Origin of the sequence: Paenibacillus xylanilyticus (genome assembly GCF_013359935.1) — a bacterium.
Classification (GTDB): Bacteria; Bacillota; Bacilli; order Paenibacillales; family Paenibacillaceae; genus Paenibacillus; species Paenibacillus xylanilyticus.
This window is the reverse complement of record NZ_JABMCB010000165.1, coordinates 26,339-47,245: the sequence shown is the minus strand read 5'-3', so window position 1 is coordinate 47,245 and position 20,907 is coordinate 26,339. Positions and strand designations below refer to the sequence as shown.

The following is a 20,907-nucleotide window of genomic DNA, read 5'->3' as shown; positions in this document are numbered from 1 at the left end:
GTTCTGTGGAGAGTTTCTCATTTTCAAAATCTGTGAAGCCGCATTCCTTCGTTTCAAAAAATCAATTAAACAACTCGAAACTCGGTACATAACTTATTTAGACCATTTTTTAATCATTTCTACTTCTCAGACTTCCCTCACACTGAGAATCGCACCTTCCTACTCCATTAAATTTCCTGTCAGACGACAAGAAGAGGTATTCCAATCTTTAGGCAACGTTACTGGTTTTTTTACCAGTAATTCACCTTCGATGAAGTACCTCTGTGTTTGCACATGAATTTTGACATTAGTATAGCACAATCAACATAACCAATAAAGTGTGATTTATATTGATGTGTTTGACCGTCTATTGCTAACAACTTAATTGTCGATTAAACTATCTTCAACCAAATAGGAACATATATTCCCGTCATAGTTTGGAAGGTAACGGTATTGGGAAAAGCCAGAAGAGGAGGATCTACAGATGAATATTTATGATATCCCATGCGATGGTGATGGCAAGAAAATTAGAGTTCTAAATTCCGAAGTGACAATACTCCTTGTGGGTGCCCTATTTGTTTAGATGATGAAAATGATGTTCAGTTAATCGAGGAGCATAGAGAATGTGAGAGGATCAAGAAGGCGAATATTTCGAGGAACGATTATCCGATTGCTGACGGAGTTGCTTGTCCAAAGACTGATTAAAATGTTGACCATTCTTAATAATAAATGGTCAGTAACAGTAACCTTTATGACAAACTTGCTGACTACTGCCGCCGCTCACATCAAATCCTGGACAAATATCTCATCAGATTTCAGACACTGAATAGATCTATGTACGCCATGGAAACAAAGACCTCCATGGTTTTTTCATTCTTCTAAGCAGATTCACCTTTCAAACCATCTAAGCGTTTGAACATCCCGCCCATTATTCTCCTCAACTCTTGTGTCATTTCATCCAACCGCTCAAATGTCACTTGATCAATATACGTCTTGCGAAAAGCTCGCTCAACCCAATATCTAACTTCATTTGCCGAGGAAAACGCTACACCGAGATGATAGCGTTCCCTGCCAGCATACTGACCGCCATTTGACTCCGCAACGTTTGCACCTATACTTGTGGTACAACGAATTAACTGGTCCGTTAAGCGATATTTTTCCTCTTGCGGAAAAGATTCAGCCAACTTATCAATTATCTCCTCAAGTTCTACTGCCTTCTTGTACAAGGTCAACGTCTTGAAATCCCTCAAAAAATAATCTTTCTCCTTTGATTCACCCAATTGTCCATTCCTCACTTTTTTATTGGCTTGAGAACTTTGAGTAGAATACTCCGTTTGAACAGTTACATTATGCTTACGATACCAATCGTTTAATCCAGTATACAGCTTAGAATGTAACTGGTGATATTCATTCCACCTTTGTGGATCACGCAGTACCCCATCTCTGATGCGTTCCCGATGGTCAATTCCTTTTAATTCACACCAATCACGTAAAGATAATCGATCCTTAAATTTCTCGAAATCGGATGCTTCATCATAATCGTCCCACTCAAATAGGTATTCTGCCTCACTTATTTTCATTAATATTAGATAGGAATGCTTCGGATCGATGAGATGTTCATGACCGCTCACTATTTCCCCATTTTTAAAGTCGAACCACGCATAGCCGTGATCCCATTCCTTTGAGTACGCTTCCCAGGCGAGTTCAAAGAGATTCTCCATTTTATACTGCTTTATCGTCTCACTTGCTTCTTGCAAACTAATTAATGGTTTCACGTTTTCATTTCCCTCAATAATTGTTCCATCCGATAGCATTGGTTATATTCCCCCAGTAGTAAGTTTATTTGTTGATAACATTACTCTATCCTTTTTGGCAGTTCGTAAAAAGGCTTTTTCTGTCGAACCTCGTTTGAGTATAGGTTATCCTACAGTAAAGTTGTATCTGGACGTTCGTTCTTTAAATCCCTTGAGTTTTCCGCTTCATCAATTGGGTTTTACTTAGAAAGTTGTATTGAATTCTTCCTATATAAAAGGAATTGCTAATTTCGATACAACTTTTATTAATTGGCATCATCTTCATAGAGTTAAGCATCAATCACTGACATATACGGTTGCCTTATGGCAACCTAAACCTTTAGGATGCAAGTATCATATCCCGCAAAGTATAAAACCATCGTTTCAAATAAAATCTGCTTGTAGAGATCTAATCAATCATTTATGATATCCCTCAATCAAAGCCTAACACCTATAAGAACAAGTTCTCTCGAACGTCCAACACAAGAGTATAGCTTACATGAAACAAGAACATAAGCTTCACCCTTCAGTTATTAAGCAGACTCACAAAGTTTGTTATATTCAAAATCCTTCAAATTATCGTGAAACCAAATTTGCTGACCAGTTTGACTTATCCCGTGTTCTTTAAAGAAAGCCTCTAATTTATCCAGTATCTTGGTGAGATTTCCTCTGCTTTTTATCTCCAACAAGTTCCTCAACTCCAGCTTTTGCATCATTTCTATACCGCTTTTCTTAGCTTCGAGAAGTATTGTTCTTGCCTTTTCACTTTTAGTGGATTTCTCTCTCTTCGTTTTGTCATAATGTCTCCCAGTATTCTGCTTTTCCTCAAGATCCTTTTTGTTGTACTGAATATTCGGCAATTGCTCAACCACCGTATCTATAGCTTCCTGAAAATCGGCAAAAACGTATATATCTGCACGCCTACTATTGTCCCGATTAATCCTTTTTATTGCTTGGTACATCTCACCTGCAACTGTACTTTTCCGAATAGCCTCCACTATTTCATGTTCGAACAATTCAACATTCTCAACAGGTTGCCCAGTCAACCGCATGTAGTATTGGTAGGTTAAGGCATACGTGAGATAATCATAGTGAGGAGTTTTAAGCAAAACAACGGCATCATAATCATGATAATGGTTCACCCCTATTAAGTTACCGAAATAGTCGATCTTTATATTGATTTTTAAATTACCTTCAATTTCTGAAAGGCTATTTCCGTAATCTGAGAAGTATTGAACAATTTCTTTCTCTAATTTATCAACGTTTGCTTTTTCCGTTACGAAAAGAATTCCTGTTTTACCTTCAAGTTGAATTTCTTTTAACGCCTCTTGAACAAATTTTTCGAACTTCTTTAATGCGTTCTTAGTCGTTTTAACGTTAATATGATGTAATGTATCCTTTGCATAATCGTACATTTTCTCTTTCTCATGAAGGTCAAATTTGCCATAAAGTTTATACCTATAGTCGAACGCAGCGTTCGCATCGAGAATGATGTTATTCTTTAAGAGTACAAATTGTCTGTTGTCATTAAAGGTATGAAACCCCTCTTCAAACAAGAATCCACCATTCTTTGTTAGTTGAAGACTTTCCTTCAAAATACCCTTATATATCTTCGAGTTCTTGTCATCCAACTTTTTAATGGCAGATTTTATCATCGGTTCATAGTGCTGATCTTTACCATCAGAAAAGTCGGTAAATCTCATGACATTATTAGCTACATTACCTTCATCTATTAAGTCACGAAGCAATATCGCCCATTCCTCTATTGCAGGTACATTCCTTTTTCTACATTCAGTCCAAAGAAGACCTATTTCGTAATTTGATATATTAATCTTCTCAAGCAAGTCTGGAAACTCGTCTATGATTAGAATATCCCGATCCTTTATCAAGTGTTGGTGCTCCCCTTTACAAACCTGAATGTACATTTGATGAGTAATACAAATAACCTGGCTACGTTCAAATACTTCTGTTGATTTACCTTTCTCTGTGTCCTTTCCTGTGATGCTAATTGCCACTTTCCGTCCTGCGTTGCGATTAATAGCCTTCACAGTATTGTTCAGCTCATCGTCTTTAAGGAACCGTTGCACATACAGTACCCGATGTGATTGCTTCTTCGTCATTCCACCGATAATCTGATGCGTTCTTGTACTTTTGCCTGTCCCTGCCTCATGATTAAACACCACAAATTTATCTCGACTCCATTTTGCTTTATTAATGATCTGTTCTGATAGTCCACTGAAGTAGCTCTCTTTTACTTTCATTTATATCTCCCCCTCGGTTTGCATTATGTTCTGTTGCATATAGAGGATAACGGAGATTGCAATGCCTGAATACGGCTTTGTGGTTCTATAGCGTCTGACCCCCTTGCTTAACATTTATTCATGGCATGCTAATTAATCCTTGATAATGATCTTTGATGATATTGCTAATGGTCTACGATACTCCAAATTGAACTGCCCAATCAATCGCTTCATCTCATCCTCACTGTCAAAGAACGGGATAACCTCGTATTCGCTTACTATCATTTGGGCGTATAATACTTCTCCACTAACCAACAACCATTCCCCCATGTAATCTCCCCAAATGATATCACCATACTTATTCAGAAAACCTACCATCTCATCGCTCGACTCGAATTGAATCGCCACATTGAAGCTTAGCAATCCCATCATCTCTGTAATCGAAAACGGCATGGCAGGCTGTAACATTGATATCCCGCCTATCCTGTTTACAGTAAATTGTGGGTTAATAGTTGCCGTTCTCAAATTCGACTCCATAAAAGCATGCACGCAGTTATTACCCCATTCATCAAAAGTAATTGAGAGCGAGTTAATAAATGTGGCTATCTTCCTATATCTATCACGGCATCGTTTGTAGTTCTTTAGCTTAATGAAAAACACATCCTTGGTTTGTTCAATCCATCTGTCCAAGGCTTCATTCGTAATTTTTCTCACCTCAGTATCCTCCGATCTAAGCAATAACTTACTAAACCGAGTGACATCTTTTGTAGACCTAAAGTCAACATCCTCTCCGTACTTCCCTACGATTTGATTCAGCTCTTGCCTTAAAAATTTCCCTTCCTCAATGGTACTGCTAAGCATTTCTCGCAGATAAACTAAATTTACCGTGTATTCCGCTCTATTTATCTCACAGACAATTGTTTGTATCATACTTATTCCCCCTATCACTCTCTCCCTATCATATGGAAAAAGTAATTGTCTGAGTGGCAATAAGCGTCGAACCAGGTCGGAGCATTCAGGGGTTGACATAGCCAACAGGAGGATCCTTGGGGAGAGGGGAAGGGAGAAGTCTGTTCGCTGTGGACAGACCTCTCATATTCATTCAGCGACAGCAGATAATGAGCTATTAAAACCTCTTGGCTTTGAAAGCCTACTGAAGAAAGACATACTATCAGGAACTTTAACGCAAGCCAATTGAATTGATGCTTAATACCAAAATCATTACGCAAATGCTGTTCATTGCAACCTGAAACGCTGATTTTGGCGTTCCTATATAGGTTAATGTATAAATCCTACATGACGATCGATTACTTCTGGCAACAAACAGGCAGACGGTTGCTAAGATTCAAAAGCGAAGGCGAAAATTGAAACCTGTACCGTAAGACGAATGCTTATGTTCTTTGGAGGGTTGCATAAGGAGGATGCTACATATTATCTGACGATTAAATCTACTGGTATGGATGCGAAATTACCTACAGAAGATCGCATGCGAGAAACTTATCGAAGAATTTTTGCCCTTATATACAGGTATATGTATTCCGAAAGTTGATTTACCCCTCTGATGTATCTAACAACCCTTTTTATCTGTCAATTCCACGTCCCCCGCCAAGTCCGACTTCATCGCCCATTATCCGACAGCCTTAGACCAAAACATGCGATCATGTCCGACTATCTCAGATAAAATGTGCATATAATCTATAAAACTACTAAAGAGGGGGCTACTAACATGCACAACCATTTTCTAATCGCCGTGGACAGCGGCAAGTCAACTACAAAGGGAATCATGAAGGAAGGGACGCTACAAAAGGTCAAGTTCGAAACCAAAGTTGAGGAAGTCAGCAACTTAGGGGCTGACTTAACACCAGGTTCATATTCGGTTGAATTCGGAAATAAAACCTATCTCTTGGGGAACATGCTTGGAGAAAGCAAGATGGATTTTTCTCTTAGCAAAAAGACTGACACGCATCGAATATGCATATATCTCGCTATCGCCCAATTGCTCAAAAAATCGAAGCAGAACATCGTGTTAAGTAAAATTTCATTGGCAGTTAATATTCCGATCAGCCTGTATAAAAATGAGAAACAGAAGATCGAATTCAGTGAATTCATCCGAAACAACGGCGATACAATCAATATCATTGTCAATAACAAGCCGTTTCTTTTCCGTATTGAAAGTATCCACCTCTTCCCTGAAGGCATTGGTCCCATCTACAGCAACCTAAATTTATATCGGCAGAAACGGGTATTGATCTTCGATATTGGCTCGCTTAATGTCAACATCCAGGAATTTAACAACCTGATTCCTATTTACGACAAAATGGTCACTGCTGATCTTGGGGTGAACATTCTTCGCTCAAAAATAGCGGACAAGCTCTCAACGGAATACGGCATCAGCGTTTCCGATTCTGACGTTGAGGCGATATATCGGGACAAACACTTGATTATCAACGGGGAGAAGATGGTGGAAAGCAAACAAATTGTTGATCAATCGATGACCAATCATGTTAAGGAGATATTCAACTATGCTCGTAGTCGAAAAGTTAGTTTTTCAAATAGTGAAGTCATAGTCGTAGGTGGGGGTTCGTTATTGCTAAAGGAGCATCTAAAACAAGAATATCCTGCCGCCGCTATATCTAACGATCCACAAATGTCAAACGTATTGAGCTTTCTCACAATCCTGGAGGCGAAACATCATGGGAAATCGTAATCGGTTATCCATATCATTCAAGAAAGAGCATCAGTATATTTATGACCATTTGCAGGGTATTACGAATAAAAGTGACTATATTGCAAGAGCGTTAGAAGTGTTTATCAGCGGCGGCGGGCAATCACCCGTATCAAAAAAAGAGATCAAGAACATGGTGTTGCAGATCCTTCAGGAGCAGGGCAATGCTCCGCAAACCTTGTCCGCTCCCCCTCCTGAGCACCAGATTTTAGAGGAAGATGTCGAGCTTTTATCACAACTCTTCTGATTTCACTTGTTTTCAAACGAAAACCCTGCTTTTTTGCTCTATTTGAGCATTATCGGCAGGGTTTTTAGCAATTCACATGTATTTCGACTACAAATAAGATCCATTGAGTGTTACCTCTTAAAAGCCGTGATGGAAACTTCTTAGGCAGTAATCCTTAAAAAAGTCCGAAAACCACCCTTCCGACGACCTGACAACTTTTATTTTCAGTCGATTTCACGGATATGGAACTTATCATAGGCTGACAGCTCGATCAGTTTCCTTGTGATTTCTGTCTTGCTGTACCCAACAGTCTGCCCAACCTCTTCTGGTTTACCATCAAGCAATTAGATGGTCTGTAAACGGTATATAGTGTCCTCTTTGTCTAACCAAAGATCATAACACCTTTCTTCCCCGTCAGGATCGGTATAGGTAATGATAAAAGCAGAACCATAATCAAGCTCAGCAATGATTTTATGTACCTTATCCTCCATATGTTTATCCTACCCCCAACGCCTTAAACACAGCATCAGTCGGATCCGAATAAAACACGGGTTGAACCTTTATCAGCAGATCTGCGGGAACCGTTTGAAAATCAACTACGGACGACGCAGGTATCAATACCTTCTTAGCTCCTGCATCTACGCACACTTGAAGAGTATTGGCAAACTCATCGACCTTCGCAATTGTACCGCCTACTGTCATGTTACCAAGCACGACCATCGATTCTTGAACGGGGCGTTCCAATGCACCTGAGCATAATCCAATCAATTCGGCAATCGCTAATTCTTCCGTCAATCCGATGCCTTGCATGTCACTAATATGCATCAGATAGTCCTTGGTCTTTGTACTAATCGAGCCGCTGATACTTTTACTATTTGAAGTAAAGTAACGGAAGGCGGTATCCAAGCTCTCTTTCGCTCCCCGATGGGATCCGACACCTGACTTCTCGAATTTTCCTGACCCCGAAACGACTTGGTTCTCCAGTTTGTATACCCCAATCATTCCAGAATCTCCATGCCCAACGCTATATACATGCCCTGGTCTGCCCATGCCTTCAGGAATTAACTTGCCGCCACCTTGCTCTGGTACAGATACATACTCTTCGCTCAATGATTCCTTATCGATATAAGAGAAGTGAACATCGTAGAACTCCATACCTCCGATTTTCTTGAGCTGTTCTTTTACCCTTCTTCTTCCTTCAAGGGCATACTTCAAGATCTCCTCGATGCCATCTCTCGTATACTCGCCGTTCGGATACAATAGCTTCACTAACCCTGATACCGTTTTACGCACTGCAATAACATCACGTTGATTCAGGTTATTACCCAGCCTAAAATACCGATCCAGAGCATCCGCAAACGAACGCTTCCGCATTTCTCTAAAGTATTCAGCCATGTAATCGACGATGAAGCCATACTTATCTGTGAAGAAGTCAGGTCGCATCTTCGGTACTTCCCAGCCTGGGAGGTAGTAATGCATCCGATCAAAGAATGCAGAGTCATTCGCCATTGCCTCAGGGAATGGCGCAAACAGATGGGATGTCTTGATCAGTGAATCAAGACTTTGGTTGATGTTCCCGACGAATACCATGGAAGCAGAAGCCGCCTTCTCTTCTCTGCCCCGTGCAAATGATCCTGAAGCCATGAAATCCTTCATGATCTGTATACCATCTTTGTCTTTAAAGGTTATACCCGCTACTTCATCGAATGCCACGGCATCGTACATCCCAACAAGCCCTACTTTTTTCGAAGACATATTATAGAAAAGGTTAGCAACCGTCGATTGGCCACCAGAGACGAGAATCGAGTTAGGCGATATCTCTTTATACACATGTGATTTACCAGTCCCCCGTGGACCGAGTTCACACATGTTATAGTTGTTTTCAACAAGTGGTACAAGTCGAAGTAGTAGATGCCACTTCACTCTGTCCTCAAGTTGGGTCGGCTCCATACCTGTAGAGCGAATAAGTACATCGATCCATTCCTCTTTCGTGAAGCTCTTCCTACCCTCAAATACCTCGTTCAGATCCATGTTCGGCATTTGAATCGGCTTCAAGCTACTGATGCTGAACGGATTGCTGTTCTTGACCTCTTCATCAAAGAAGTATTCCATCTTCAGCATACACCAGATCCCGCCTGCCAAGAGCTTGTCGTACTCTTTGACATAGTTCGGCGATATTGGAACCCCTTTTAGTCCCAAGTTAGAGAACTCTGCCACATAGGAATCGATCTTCTCATTGAGCGTTACCGTTATCTTATCGATAACGGAATATTGACCGAGTTCCCGAATTCTCGATTTGACCTTCTCCGCTTCATCTGGTCTAACAAAATTCTCTGAGAGGATCTTCTTTACCCGTTGAATCCCTTCTTGAATGTTGTCTTCATCATCTGTAGCGGCATACATACCAAGAAGATATTCAAGAACATAAACAGGGACATTTGCCCCCTCTTTCATTAGCTTTGTCAGGTCTTTTCGAACAGCCCTGCCTGAAAAGACATCATTCAGTTTCCTATCTAAATCGATCGTTTGTCCTTCGCTTATTGACTCCATTCGTTCCTCTCCTTTCCTCTAAAAATCGAAGTCACTAACTATGCCCATATTGATTGTGAACTGCGTTTTTTCAATGACTACATTTGTTTCAATGTCTTTTGTAATGAGGTAATAGTTACTATTCTTATCATATGGTATCGCCTTTAACGCAAAGCGAAGCTTAAATGTACGCTCGTCTGGCTTATCTGATGTTCGATCACAGATGACGAGTTCCTCATTACTAATCACGCTTTCGGCATCATCCACCATGTAGATCTTAACCGTTCGAGGAACCCGCTTGTCCTCCACTTTCTCCGTCTGGAAGAAGGTAAGGTTGAACAGGCTATTCGTGATCTTTCTGGTGGTATTTGTGATCTTTACATCCACTTTCTCGATTTCACGACTGTTCTTTTGCCCAGCTCGAATGTTCTTAAATTGTATGAGCGGCACAACGATCTCTTGAAGACTGGCTCCGCCATGAACAAAATTAGCACCAGCCCCTTGAATTTTGAAACGAATAGTCGCCTTCGGAACATAAGTGGTGATCTTATGCTCATTCTTAATTAGACTATCCATGTTGATATCAAGGAGACCGCTTCGTTCTCCATTTTCTTGCGAGAAAAGATGTCTCCGTTTAACCTCAAACGCTTGAATATCTTCCTTATCAATCTTGTCACTCTCTTCCAATGCATCACGTTGATAAACGAAACCATGATCCGCAGTGATGAAAATGTTTGTACCGCTCAAATCATCCTTGATGATTTTAACTATATCGTACAATTCATCAATAGCTTTCTCAGCCGCTGTGAACGTATAGACCTCGGTCGATGCCTTATCTCCCGTTGCATCAATGCTGTCGTGATAAATATATACCAGTTTCTTACCCTTGAAAGTTTCCCTGCGACCAGCCTTATTCATGTTTTTCAGCTCTTGATAGTGAATGGCGGTACTATCAGCTACTGCTCCTTGTAGGATATCAATACGATTATCTATCCCACTGGAAGACTTCCCATTCACCAATACTTTTCCACTTAGATCGATCTCCAAATTCTTATGCGGAAGAAGTGATGCCATTCCCATCTTGGTTACAGAAGGTACAACTCCTAACAATGGCTGAATTTCACAAGCTCCTGTCGTCTCCGAGTTTAGCTTGTCCGCCAGCTCCGCCGCTATCTCATAGCGAAGTGCATCAGAAATGATAACAAATACCCGATCACCATTAGAGATTTTCGGTGCAACAAAACTTCTATAGAAATCCTTCTGGCTTTGGATCCCTGGCAATACCCAGCTTGATTTTAACTCATCATGCACAGCGGCGGACCAATGCGAGCTTAATTCGCTCATATACCAGTTCGTATATAGGTTCTCAACCATCACTTTAAGCTTCTTCAAAATTTCGCTGTTCGAATCATTATCGTATGCAACATAGAATTTCCGATAGAACATGTCCATTTGGTAATAGTCATTCACATAAGCTCGGTACATGTCCACTGCTTGCGTTTTCGGAATACCCATGCTGTATTTCTTATGAAACTCGAACATCTTAACGGTGTAGTAGAGGGCTTCATAAATGGATTGATATCTCTCGTAGTAATGCTTCGCTCTCCGCAGGTTAATTAGCTTCGTATATGCATCATAATCCTCAAGTCGATCTTCCAGACTATTGGCGATATAAATGATAATTGCTTTATCGAAGTATGGGAATATATCCGCCGCCTTGAATTCTTCAATAGGGAGCTGATTTACGATATCCGATAGCTTGATTTCTTTCTCAGCGATTTCCGCATATCGGTCATACAGATGATAATCCGTTTTATGATGCATCCAGTGGTCAACGAACACCAAAGCATTGGACTTATTTCGAGTAGCAATATAGCCTTTAACCAGTGAAAGACGTCCCTCATTAACCGCATGGCTAAGTGCAGTGACCGTCAAATGGATAAACAGCGTTTTAAGTGACTTTTGACTTTGCTCATAGCCATACCGCTCAGCTACCGCATTCCAAAACACTTCTAACCCTACATACTTCGCAATCGAATCCAGATGCTTATTCTCACTGTCATCAATTGAATCCATCAGTACACCCTTTAGAACATCCTCAAAATCTGGAGTCTTGATGTTGCATAACGCACTCATTATCATTAGTTCAATTGTTCCTTCAGAATCCGCCTTAACCTCGAACCCTTTGAATTTCTTAATCCGATCCTTACTTCCAAAGAACTTCTCATATTTCTTTACTGAACTCCGAAGGGAAGTATCGATGTTCAGTTCATTCATGATGAGGGATATCCTATCCGCATAGAACTTCTTCGAGTACAGAATTGTATCCAACAACCAATTGTCTTCCATACTCATGTCCAGGTTGGAATAGATCAAATAGTTCGAGGTCGAATCCTCTTCTTCGAGCAACACCTTAGTATAGAAGTTATTACCCTCAGTCAACGTATGCACTTTGACGTTCTCAAGGGAAATCTCATGTATATATTCAGCAAACTCCTGATCCTTATCAAACCAGAAGATGATCTTCCGATGCTCACCCTCAGCAAGCGGCTGAAGAAAGGCCTCTTGGAGAGCTTTGGTCACTTCGTCCATATTCATTATTTATCAACACCTTTTCAGAATCAGGTTGAAAACAGGGATATACCAACAATAACTGGCATATCCCCATTGTACCCAAATTATTTGATTGGAGCGAGTAAGCCATCAAATTTAGCATAGTTCACAGCAACACCATCATCGAGATCGATTTCAATTTGCATGTCTGCCATATGATGAAGCTTTTCATCATATGCTCGAAGTTCCTCAATCTTCAGATCAAGAGACTTGAGTTCTTTCTTAGCATTGGCAATTTCTTTAGTTGTTCCATCCCCATTAATAACATCAAGCAATGTCTTCTTCTCGGCATCCATCCGAATCTGTAGTTCATGCAGATAGTCCGTTCTAATTCTCGACAGTGTCGATTTATCATAACGGTGCATGTAGATTAAGCAATTGAATGCTTTGTGCTTACCAGAAGTAAATAGCCAGTAAATTGGTTTCTTACTATATGTTTGAATATGTTCTTTATAAAAATCATTAAGTAAATAACGTCGCAATGTTTCCCTTGCCGATTCTCCGTTTTTTCTACCAAGGGAGCTTGCTATAAAATCCAAATTCTCCTCTAATGATTCTTCTCCATATACAACACGAACAAGTTCTAATAATCTTGTAACGGCTTCATCTTCAAAATAAGCATCCGTAATAATAGGTAGAATATTATCCTTAACAGCCTTATAAACTTTATAACGAGATGATTCAAACTCTCCTCCAGCATAAATCAAGCCATCTTCGTCCAAAGAATATCGACCGAAAGAACAACCAATTGCGTAGGAGATAAAAGATTTAATATCCTTCTCTAAATCAGCCTTACGAAGTGTAATCTCCTTGTCATCTACAGAAGGTATATATTCGTCTTGTATATCATAGATTTCAATATAAATACGATTTAGTTGCTCTTCAATTTCTTTTAGTCTATTAAATTGAGTCTCAGAATGAGCTGACCATCTTTCGAACGAGTTTTTTATTCTCGATATATTCTCATTCTCATACCCACTTTTTAATAATGGATGCTTTACGAAACTCCAAGAAGTCTCATATGAATCCCAGTCATTTTTAGAGATCATAATAGCTTCCTTGACGTACAACTCGATAATGGATTTTCTTTCCTCATTGTGAATGTATGGAATTCTCCTAATCGCTTGTGGATTATAATCCATTGTTGGTGCTAAAATTTTCATTTGTTGATTCACAACATTAGAGTTAAGCAAGCCTGCAAGGTAATAAATATCCTCAATGTCATTTGGAAAACAGACTGATCCTTTGGTATCGAAGAGAAAACCTTCTTCAAAATACCTAAATGATATGCTCCCCGAAGATAATGTAGACCAAGTGAGACCCTTTTTGAAATAATAGTCTTCATTTTTAATACGGCCACCTGGCTTATCCTTACTTAACATATTTGTGAACTCTTTAACTTCTGCACCATTATTTTCCCAATTTACAACATATTCAAAATTCCCACTCCATTTCCTATATGCTCCGCCTTTATGGTACGGAAACCACTTCATTCTTGAATCAATAGCTTCATGAGAGTTTTTGGCGTTATAATTCAACTTATTTTGACTTACTTCAAACCAAAATCTTAAAAATCTTTTATTGTCGCAAGTCGCCATTCCTTGTTTTGGTTGAGCTTTTTGTTCTAATGGCACACCATTAGAAAACATCCTTTTCACCTTATCAGTTATCCAGTAGGCAATTGGTTGGCCAGGGATTTCTGAAAAATCTTCAGAACACACTTGTGCAATTCGATTTTCTTTAAAGGGAAATTCAGAAGGTTCATTTTTATTATTTAGGTCTGAATACTTTATTTCTAAATAAGTGCCCTTATAATTCTCCACTAAAACATTTCTAAAAACAGTCGCAGAGGTACCGAAAGCTATACCCATAACCATATTGTCCATGTGAAGTAGAGTAGAAATTGTTTTATTCCGCAAAATCTCCATTCTCATCTTTTCAAAACTTGACAAGAACATCCAAGATTGCATAGTTACCATACAGTTATATCCTGAATCTTGCGTTAAGAAAAAGCCCTTTTCAATAAATGCAGAGAATAGATCCATTTTTGTATTAGGATAATTACGTTTAAGATAATCAGAAAGTTTTGCTCCCATGCCGCTCCCACCCATATAAGGAGGATTGGTACAAACTATATTATACTTATTTCCCAAAATTCTCGCTTGCAACAAAATCTTAGGCAGTTTCTCAATGATTTCGTTTTTTGCGATTCGTTGGAGTATATCTCCTTGGTCCTCTGTTTCTTTTGATAAATCTTTTAATCTCTTATCTAAAAAATTCAAATCAAATGATTCAACAATCAAAATAGAGCCATACTCTTTTGCGTCCTTGAACGTATTCCTTATATTTTTCAGCACCTCTAATTGCTCCTCAATTGGAAGCCCTATAGCATTTTCATCTATTATTTCGTTGATTATTTCTTCACGCATCCAATTACTTTCATGTATTGCACATATGTTTAGTTTAATGTCTTGTCTAAAAATTCTTCTGGATTTTTCCCTTGCTTTCATCATCACAGCAAAAGAGGATAATTGAACTGCTCGATCGTCAATATCCAAACCAAACAAATTCTTTTCAAGTATTAACTTTGGAATATCATCGTCAATGTACCCTTTTTCAAGATACATCTCATATAACATATCAAAAGCATATACCAATATATGACCGCTTCCACAAGATGGATCCAGAAATGTGATGCTCTCTGGATTTATATTTTTATAACGCATTTCTTCGAGCTTCTTCTTAACTTCTGCATTTTGATCTGTTTCCTCCAAATAATACTCCCACTTTGACTTTAATGAACTATCGGGATAACTCTCCAACCAAGTTCGCCCTAACGAATTTTCAACCATATATTTAACAATCCAGTGAGGAGTAAAAAGTTGAGTTGCCGCAGGAATATTATCTTTACTGATTTTTATATTTTTCTTAAGGTTAGCAAAAATCTGATCTTTCTTTTCTGAAATATAGAATTGATAAAGCCATCCAATAATCTCAACTTGTTCCCAATTGGATTCTGGAATAGCTGTTAAGTCAGTCATTACACGAAGAAATGAATCTTTAGCCAATAGTCCATCAGGAAAAAGAATTTCTTTAAAATCATCGATCGTTTCAAACATGAAAGGAAGAATTTTATTCAAGTGATTACATTGCTTGATGACCAAATACTTAAAAAGTTCTTCAGTATTATTGTTTATCTTGAGATCGTAAACCAGTTCTTTATCCACATCTAAATCGACCGTCAATGCCTCTTTTATAATGTCAGGTTCATTACTGTCGGCATTACTGGAGGACAGCACCCTTACCTTTGTAGGAAGATAGTTGTTTACCTCCATAAATCTCAATGCAGTAAAGCGATTGAACCATGTATATGCTACTTCTTCGACTACTTGTTGATACCCGATTTCCTTAATTCGAGAAATCAGCTTTTCCCGTTGTTTTTTTTCAATTGCTGAGAGTCGTTTACCATCAATATAAATTGCATCTGAACTTTCGAATTGAGCCTTCTTTATATTTTCTTCCGTTATCCCAATCTTAAACGCCTTCGCTTTGACCTTCTCAATTAACTCCTTGCGAGCATTGGTCGCAAAGTTTTTCAATGCTGTCTTATTCATCCGTATTTTCACCAGCCCATATTAGAATAGAATTTATAGTCAGAATGCCGTGGCCTATGACCACGGCACAAATTTCTAATCAATAAACTCGATCTGTTTATTACTCTTAATAATCTGTTTCAGCTTTGCCGATAATGTCTCCAGCAACATATCCACATCTTCTTCCGTTCTCAGTGTCTTGGTTGAAAGTAAGGCGTTGACCTTTACACGTTCACGCTGAGGGACTGGCTTCACTACAACGTTATACTTATCTCTTCCGCCATCTTTCTCTGGCGGTTCCACTTGTAGCTTCTCTTCAAAATCACGAATTTCACGATTAATAATGAGTTCTTGTTTGTCTTTGAAAGCTGAACTTTGCGTTATTGTCGCATCAACTTTAAAGATGTCGACAAGTTCATTCATACTTATGAACAAGTTTTCATAGTAAGAGTGGATTCGTTGTTTCGTCTCCTCAGAAACTCCATCTTCATTAGCACGTAACGTGAGATGATTAATATCCAATTGAATAACGTTCTTCGCCGCTACTTTCTTTTCTTGAAGTACCCCCAGAATTTGCTTATCAATTTTGTTCACAAGCTCAGGAATATCCTTGATTTTGCGATATGGCTGCACTTCCGTCAAAATCTCTTGCAGTTTATCTGCATAGCCTTTGATCTCGTTACCCGTTAAGTAAACATTGTTCTCTTTATACTTTTCAATTGCACGAAGTCCTTTGTCAAAGATATCTTTTTGGGAAGCGAAGAAGCTCTTTACATAAGTAACATCTTCTTCCCAATCCAATAAGTTGTCTTCCAAGTCGCGTAATTTGGTAAAGAACGAAACATTGTCCAAACCCTTCGTAAATTCACCAAAATACTCAAGACCTTTATTCAACAAACTTCCGCCAGGATACTTCCTACCCTCATAACGGCTCTTCAGTGCATTGATTTCGCTAACCTGTTGTTCAATAAGAATTCGAATATCCTTAATCAGTCCATCTTCATCATCAGCAACATCCGTTTTATTGAACACTTGCTTACAGATGTTCTTCGCCACTCGTAAAAGTGATTCATCAACTTTAACCCGTTTCGTAACAATAACCCTATCAACTTCACTTACCTTGGTCAAAGCGTTTAAAGTATTACTATCTTCTGGCTCCAAGTATTCAGAGTTAAGTCTAAGACGGATGCGTTGTTCCTTCATCAATTCTGCTATCAGTCCTGCAATATCAAGCTCTTTCCACCCATACGGTTTATCTTTGAAACGATCTAAAAGAGTTTTTACTCGTATTTGCTTCTGAATGCTATCCTGTAGACCAATAAAGTCCATGACTTCTTTGACAGCCAGCTCGTTTGAATTCGATGATCCACCATCTATAGTCAACTGCTCATTATTACTTCTCAAAATCGAAAGGAGATCCTTTTCCGATTCCAAAAAGTTCTTTACATATCCAAGCTTTGTATACACATTCTCAATTAGTGAGTAAAATCCAGCGTTGATTCGTTCTTTAACTGTCGCAACTTTAATATCTGCTTTATTACCGTTAATGTAGAATGTGCCGTTTTTGATGGCTTCTTCTAAAAAGCTGTTTACTCTCCCTCTACGTACTCTCGCTTCGACACGTTTGTTATTAAAAATATTTTGAATATGCTCTGGCTGTTCTGGATGGTTTTTCTTAATATACTCTTCAATCTTTAAGGCTTCTTCCATATCCTCAATATATGTTTCACTTCCACCCAATCGTAAAATCATTTCACTCGATCCAGATGACATAAGCATTAATTCTTGCTCAGACTTTGAATAGTGATCTGATAACGGAGAGAGAATATTGATTCCAATACTTGCTGTTTGAGACCCGTAATCTTTCTCATCCATTTTCTTGTTATATGAAAATAGATAGTTTTTCGAAATAGGAATCCTCTTTACATCGAATAATCCTTCGAAAATATAAGTTCTAATTTCTTTCTTCAAAGTGTCTTCATCAATCTTCATTTCTTTAATTTCACGATTAACATCTTGTTCATCGTCAGTAAGGAATTGATAGTGCTCCCCATTTTTCTCTACTAATGTTTCTTTTATCAACTTCCGAATTGAAACATTGATTTTTTCTTTCAAAGCCAACTTATCTTCATCGATCTGTGTAACCATGAGCGTAGCAACATTGTCGATATTCGCAGGAAGCTCTTTAATATACTTAATCATGAACAACACTTTAAGCAGATCCATGTTAAACGGATCGTCTTTTAATACTGGATTCTCATAAGCACCTTCAATAACCCTTGCGATTGTAGGGGTTAGGAACTCCTTAATTGTATCGTAGAAAGCATAAAACGGGATGAGTGTACCCTCTTCAGCATCCTTATACCGCAAGCCAGCTTCCTTGAAAGCCGAAAGCATGGAACGCTCTCCCTCAGATAAGTGCTTACCTGAACTGCCATGCTTACGCACTTGTTCAAAAACGTTCTGAAGTAATTTGAACTGATAAGGAAGGAACGGATAGACATCCACAAACTCCAAATCATTTTCAAAGCCACGCAAATCCGCTGTGCTATCCTTAAAACTAATCAGGTTTTTAAGGGTAGCACTCTTTTCATGTGAGAGAAGCTTCAACTTATCGGCAACATGCTCTTTCTTTTCAAGAATCCGCTTTTTAATAACCTCATCAACCGAAATCGAGGAAAGTGATAATCTCGTATCGAATCGTCCTTGAATACGGGAGAAGTCATCACCCTTCACCTTAACAATACTATCAATGCTCTCCTGCGAAGTAACCATGATCCATACTTTACCCTGACAATGCGTTCCGAGATCCTCCGCCAGTGTTTGTAAGTTAAGCATGAGTTGTCTACTGTCACCTATGTATTGACCAATCTCATCGACCAGGAAAATGAGGTGGAAGTTGCTCCCCTTCTGAGCAATGTACTCTTTTACGTCCTTCGAAAATTTTTCGATGCTAATCTCAAAGTTATTAACACCATTCTCGAACCAGTTACGAGCCGTCTCCTCGGACATGGAAGTAACCTTGTTTAAGGCTCCAATTACATAGTCAGCATCAAAATAGAAGGTGTTTCTGCGGTCAACCCATTCTTCGCCTGCCGCCGCTTTAAACTCACGTTTAAAGTCCCCATACACACCTTCTTTGGTCAGGTACTTCTCCATCTCTGCCACACCAGGGATATCCCCATAAAAGCCCATATGCTCGTAGAAGACTTTCGTGAATACCCGAAGGATCGCATCCTCTTTCGACTTGTTATCCAAAGAGCTTTTCGAATCGATGTTAAATAGAATGACCTCAGTTTCTACATTTGCCGTTCTCTTCATATTAGCGTATATGAGTTCATCTTGAATTTTATCAGCAAAGAAATCCACAGCTCTCTTATCCTTTGCCTTTTTATTTTCAAGCAAGTATGCAAGGATCTTCAAAAAATGCGACTTACCCGAACCAAAGAAGCCCGAAATCCAAACGCCCATTTTATCTGTATTTCCATCAATACCTTGCTGATAATTTTCATAGAATTTGGATAAGTGCTTATTAAGTTCTCGTGTCACGACATATTCATCAAGTTCCTGATATATGTTATCTTCATCGGTTTGAGCAACCTTAATTACGCCTTTAATGCTACGTTCAATGTCTTTTACAAACATGTCTTTAATTTGCACAAGTCTTCCCCCTCGAAATTAATCCACTAAACGAAATGCTCTATAATAGTTATCGTCTTTGAAGCGATCAAATAAGCGTAATGATAATCCATCGTATTTCCCTGGGAAAAACATAATGACAGGAGTTTTATCCAGCACCTCTTGAAGATTGTTAAGGATGTTGTGGGAACGTACGAATGGATACACCTTTCCAACACCAGTAATAAGCACAACATTATTATCGGCCAATTGTTCCTTTATCTTTTGAAGAAACACTTCAGGTTTTGCAAAGTTAGCCATCGCTTTAAACAAGGCATCCTTGCCCTGTCTTTCTTCCATTTGAGGTATTCGGTCATAGATCCGTTTCTCTTTGGCAATCTCAATGAGCATCTTATATAAATCGAACTCAATGAGTTTGCGTCCAGAACCTTCGTGACTGAACTCCTTCAATACGTGAGGGATATAATCTCGAACCAGCAGTTCGTTCTCAGGCTCGTAATCAAACACATAGAAGCTAATTTCGTTTCCCAAGCCTCTGCCCTCAATGAACTTATCTTCCCTGATCTTCGGTATTATTTTATCAAGCCTACTTTTAATATTCGCCATACGCTATACCTCACCCATTGCTCGAACATAAGCAATGTCTCCGATTTGGATCAAATGTTGTTTCAACTGTTCATCCATCATAATCCTGCTTAACTCGCCTGTCTTCTTGTCCTTCAACACACCTGACTCAAGTAAGATTCGTTGGATGACATTCTTTAGCTTCGTAACGGTTTGTTCCGTCCATCCAGCAATACCTTCGTCTTGCTCCGCTTTAGAGTTAAAATAAAGATTAAGATCCTTCTTCTCCAATAAATAGGTATTCGATTCAAGCTTCTCACGAATGACCTCATTCATGAATTCATAATAGAGCCTGTCTGTTTTCATTATGGCATAAAGGTTGATAATCTTTCCCGACTCCAGCGAATGCTCCAGCACCAACCGACATAATGTATTATCGAGAATGCTTGTCCTCCGTATTACCGACGGTATGCTTCTTTTAAGGCTTGCACTGACCTGATACTGAAATAAGTTCTCTGATAGTACCTTTTCCCTTATCTCTTGCTCATTTAAGCCCTGCACTTTAAGACTTACGACCTGCTTGAACTCGAAAAATAGGAATGAAGCCCCTGTTAATGTAGCACTATATTCTAATTCTGTAGACATAACTCAACTCCCTGCTTTTACAACAATAGTATTTTGATCCTTCATCATTCCAGTCATTAATAGTACCCGTTCGATAACCTCCAATCGTCGCTTCCCGCATTGTTGTTTAAGTATCGTTGTAAACTGTTCTTGCTTTATAATCTTGTTCGGGTTGTTTATGTACATATTCGACACACTCTGCATTAGCGAATCTTCGCTTACGGTATTATCCCAATAAGCATCAACGATCTCGTTTAACGCCGTAGCGAGTTCCCTCTGAGTTTTATAAAAAAGTTTCAGTTCCAAATTAACCACCTCGCACAAAATCTGCTTATACTTCATTATTACTCTACTCTTACTTTTTTATTATACAGGATCATCC

The 20,907-nt window shown here is 39.0% G+C and carries 12 protein-coding genes; 2 read left to right on the top strand and 10 right to left on the bottom strand.

Annotation, left to right across the window (positions count from 1 at the left end):
- Positions 1 to 857: 857 nt before the first annotated feature.
- The 3 genes from HP552_RS34875 to HP552_RS07515 form a co-directional block, all read right to left on the bottom strand.
- Positions 858 to 1,793 (bottom strand): four helix bundle protein, encoded by a 936-nt coding sequence (locus tag HP552_RS34875; protein WP_246310793.1) that lies wholly within the window; start codon positions 1,791 to 1,793, stop codon positions 858 to 860.
- 512 nt (positions 1,794 to 2,305) lie between these two features.
- Positions 2,306 to 4,033 (bottom strand): hypothetical protein, encoded by a 1,728-nt coding sequence (locus HP552_RS07520; RefSeq protein ID WP_175394938.1) that lies wholly within the window; start codon positions 4,031 to 4,033, stop codon positions 2,306 to 2,308.
- A 132-nt stretch (positions 4,034 to 4,165) separates the two neighbouring features.
- Positions 4,166 to 4,942 carry a hypothetical protein gene (locus HP552_RS07515; RefSeq protein WP_175394937.1) on the bottom strand — a complete coding sequence of 259 codons (777 nt, stop codon included), beginning with the start codon at positions 4,940 to 4,942 and terminating at the stop codon, positions 4,166 to 4,168.
- Positions 4,943 to 5,738: 796 nt separating this feature from the next.
- Between HP552_RS07515 and HP552_RS07510 the strand changes: the two genes are divergently transcribed.
- The gene (locus tag HP552_RS07510; RefSeq protein ID WP_095288531.1) at positions 5,739 to 6,719 is read left to right on the top strand and encodes a ParM/StbA family protein; all 981 of its coding nucleotides are present in this window, start codon (positions 5,739 to 5,741) and stop codon (positions 6,717 to 6,719) included.
- Positions 6,706 to 6,984, top strand: coding sequence for a hypothetical protein (locus HP552_RS07505; RefSeq protein ID WP_095288530.1), 279 nt, complete (start codon positions 6,706 to 6,708; stop codon positions 6,982 to 6,984). Before HP552_RS07510 ends, HP552_RS07505 begins: the two co-directional genes overlap by 14 nt.
- Positions 6,985 to 7,458: 474 nt before the next feature.
- On the opposite strand, the gene brxL is transcribed toward HP552_RS07505, so the two are convergent.
- From brxL to HP552_RS07470, 7 genes are all read right to left on the bottom strand, one after another.
- Positions 7,459 to 9,513 carry a protease Lon-related BREX system protein BrxL gene (gene brxL / locus HP552_RS07500; protein WP_175394936.1) on the bottom strand — a complete coding sequence of 685 codons (2,055 nt, stop codon included), beginning with the start codon at positions 9,511 to 9,513 and terminating at the stop codon, positions 7,459 to 7,461.
- An 18-nt stretch (positions 9,514 to 9,531) separates the two neighbouring features.
- Positions 9,532 to 12,090: a BREX-1 system phosphatase PglZ type A gene (gene pglZ / locus HP552_RS07495; RefSeq protein WP_175394935.1), complete on the bottom strand. Its 2,559-nt coding sequence runs from the start codon at positions 12,088 to 12,090 to the stop codon at positions 9,532 to 9,534.
- A gap of 80 nt (positions 12,091 to 12,170) precedes the next feature.
- Entirely contained in the window at positions 12,171 to 15,719 is a 3,549-nt protein-coding gene (gene pglX, locus HP552_RS07490) for a BREX-1 system adenine-specific DNA-methyltransferase PglX (protein ID WP_175394934.1), read from the bottom strand.
- Positions 15,720 to 15,794: 75 nt separating this feature from the next.
- Complete coding sequence (brxC, locus tag HP552_RS07485; RefSeq protein WP_175394933.1) at positions 15,795 to 19,358, bottom strand: BREX system P-loop protein BrxC; 3,564 nt, start codon at positions 19,356 to 19,358, stop codon at positions 15,795 to 15,797.
- Between the two features lie 18 nt (positions 19,359 to 19,376).
- Positions 19,377 to 19,943 carry a DUF1788 domain-containing protein gene (locus HP552_RS07480; RefSeq protein ID WP_175394932.1) on the bottom strand — a complete coding sequence of 189 codons (567 nt, stop codon included), beginning with the start codon at positions 19,941 to 19,943 and terminating at the stop codon, positions 19,377 to 19,379.
- A 3-nt stretch (positions 19,944 to 19,946) separates the two neighbouring features.
- The gene (locus HP552_RS07475; RefSeq protein WP_175394931.1) at positions 19,947 to 20,546 is read right to left on the bottom strand and encodes a DUF1819 family protein; all 600 of its coding nucleotides are present in this window, start codon (positions 20,544 to 20,546) and stop codon (positions 19,947 to 19,949) included.
- 3 nt (positions 20,547 to 20,549) lie between these two features.
- Entirely contained in the window at positions 20,550 to 20,840 is a 291-nt protein-coding gene (locus tag HP552_RS07470; RefSeq protein WP_249281071.1) for a TIGR04540 family protein, read from the bottom strand.
- Positions 20,841 to 20,907: the final 67 nt, after the last annotated feature.

Excerpts from the sequence above, each read along its gene's own strand:
- pglZ (WP_175394935.1), bottom strand. The coding sequence starts at position 12,090 with ATGAATATGGACGAAGTGACCAAAGCTCTCCAAGAGGCCTTTCTTCAG.
- HP552_RS07510 (WP_095288531.1), top strand. The coding sequence starts at position 5,739 with ATGCACAACCATTTTCTAATCGCCGTGGACAGCGGCAAGTCAACTACA.
- HP552_RS07515 (WP_175394937.1), bottom strand. The coding sequence starts at position 4,942 with ATGATACAAACAATTGTCTGTGAGATAAATAGAGCGGAATACACGGTA.
- HP552_RS07480 (WP_175394932.1), bottom strand. The coding sequence starts at position 19,943 with ATGGCGAATATTAAAAGTAGGCTTGATAAAATAATACCGAAGATCAGG.
- brxL (WP_175394936.1), bottom strand. The coding sequence starts at position 9,513 with ATGGAGTCAATAAGCGAAGGACAAACGATCGATTTAGATAGGAAACTG.
- HP552_RS07505 (WP_095288530.1), top strand. The coding sequence starts at position 6,706 with ATGGGAAATCGTAATCGGTTATCCATATCATTCAAGAAAGAGCATCAG.
- HP552_RS07520 (WP_175394938.1), bottom strand. The coding sequence starts at position 4,033 with ATGAAAGTAAAAGAGAGCTACTTCAGTGGACTATCAGAACAGATCATT.
- HP552_RS34875 (WP_246310793.1), bottom strand. The coding sequence starts at position 1,793 with ATGCTATCGGATGGAACAATTATTGAGGGAAATGAAAACGTGAAACCA.
- pglX (WP_175394934.1), bottom strand. The coding sequence starts at position 15,719 with ATGAATAAGACAGCATTGAAAAACTTTGCGACCAATGCTCGCAAGGAG.
- HP552_RS07475 (WP_175394931.1), bottom strand. The coding sequence starts at position 20,546 with ATGTCTACAGAATTAGAATATAGTGCTACATTAACAGGGGCTTCATTC.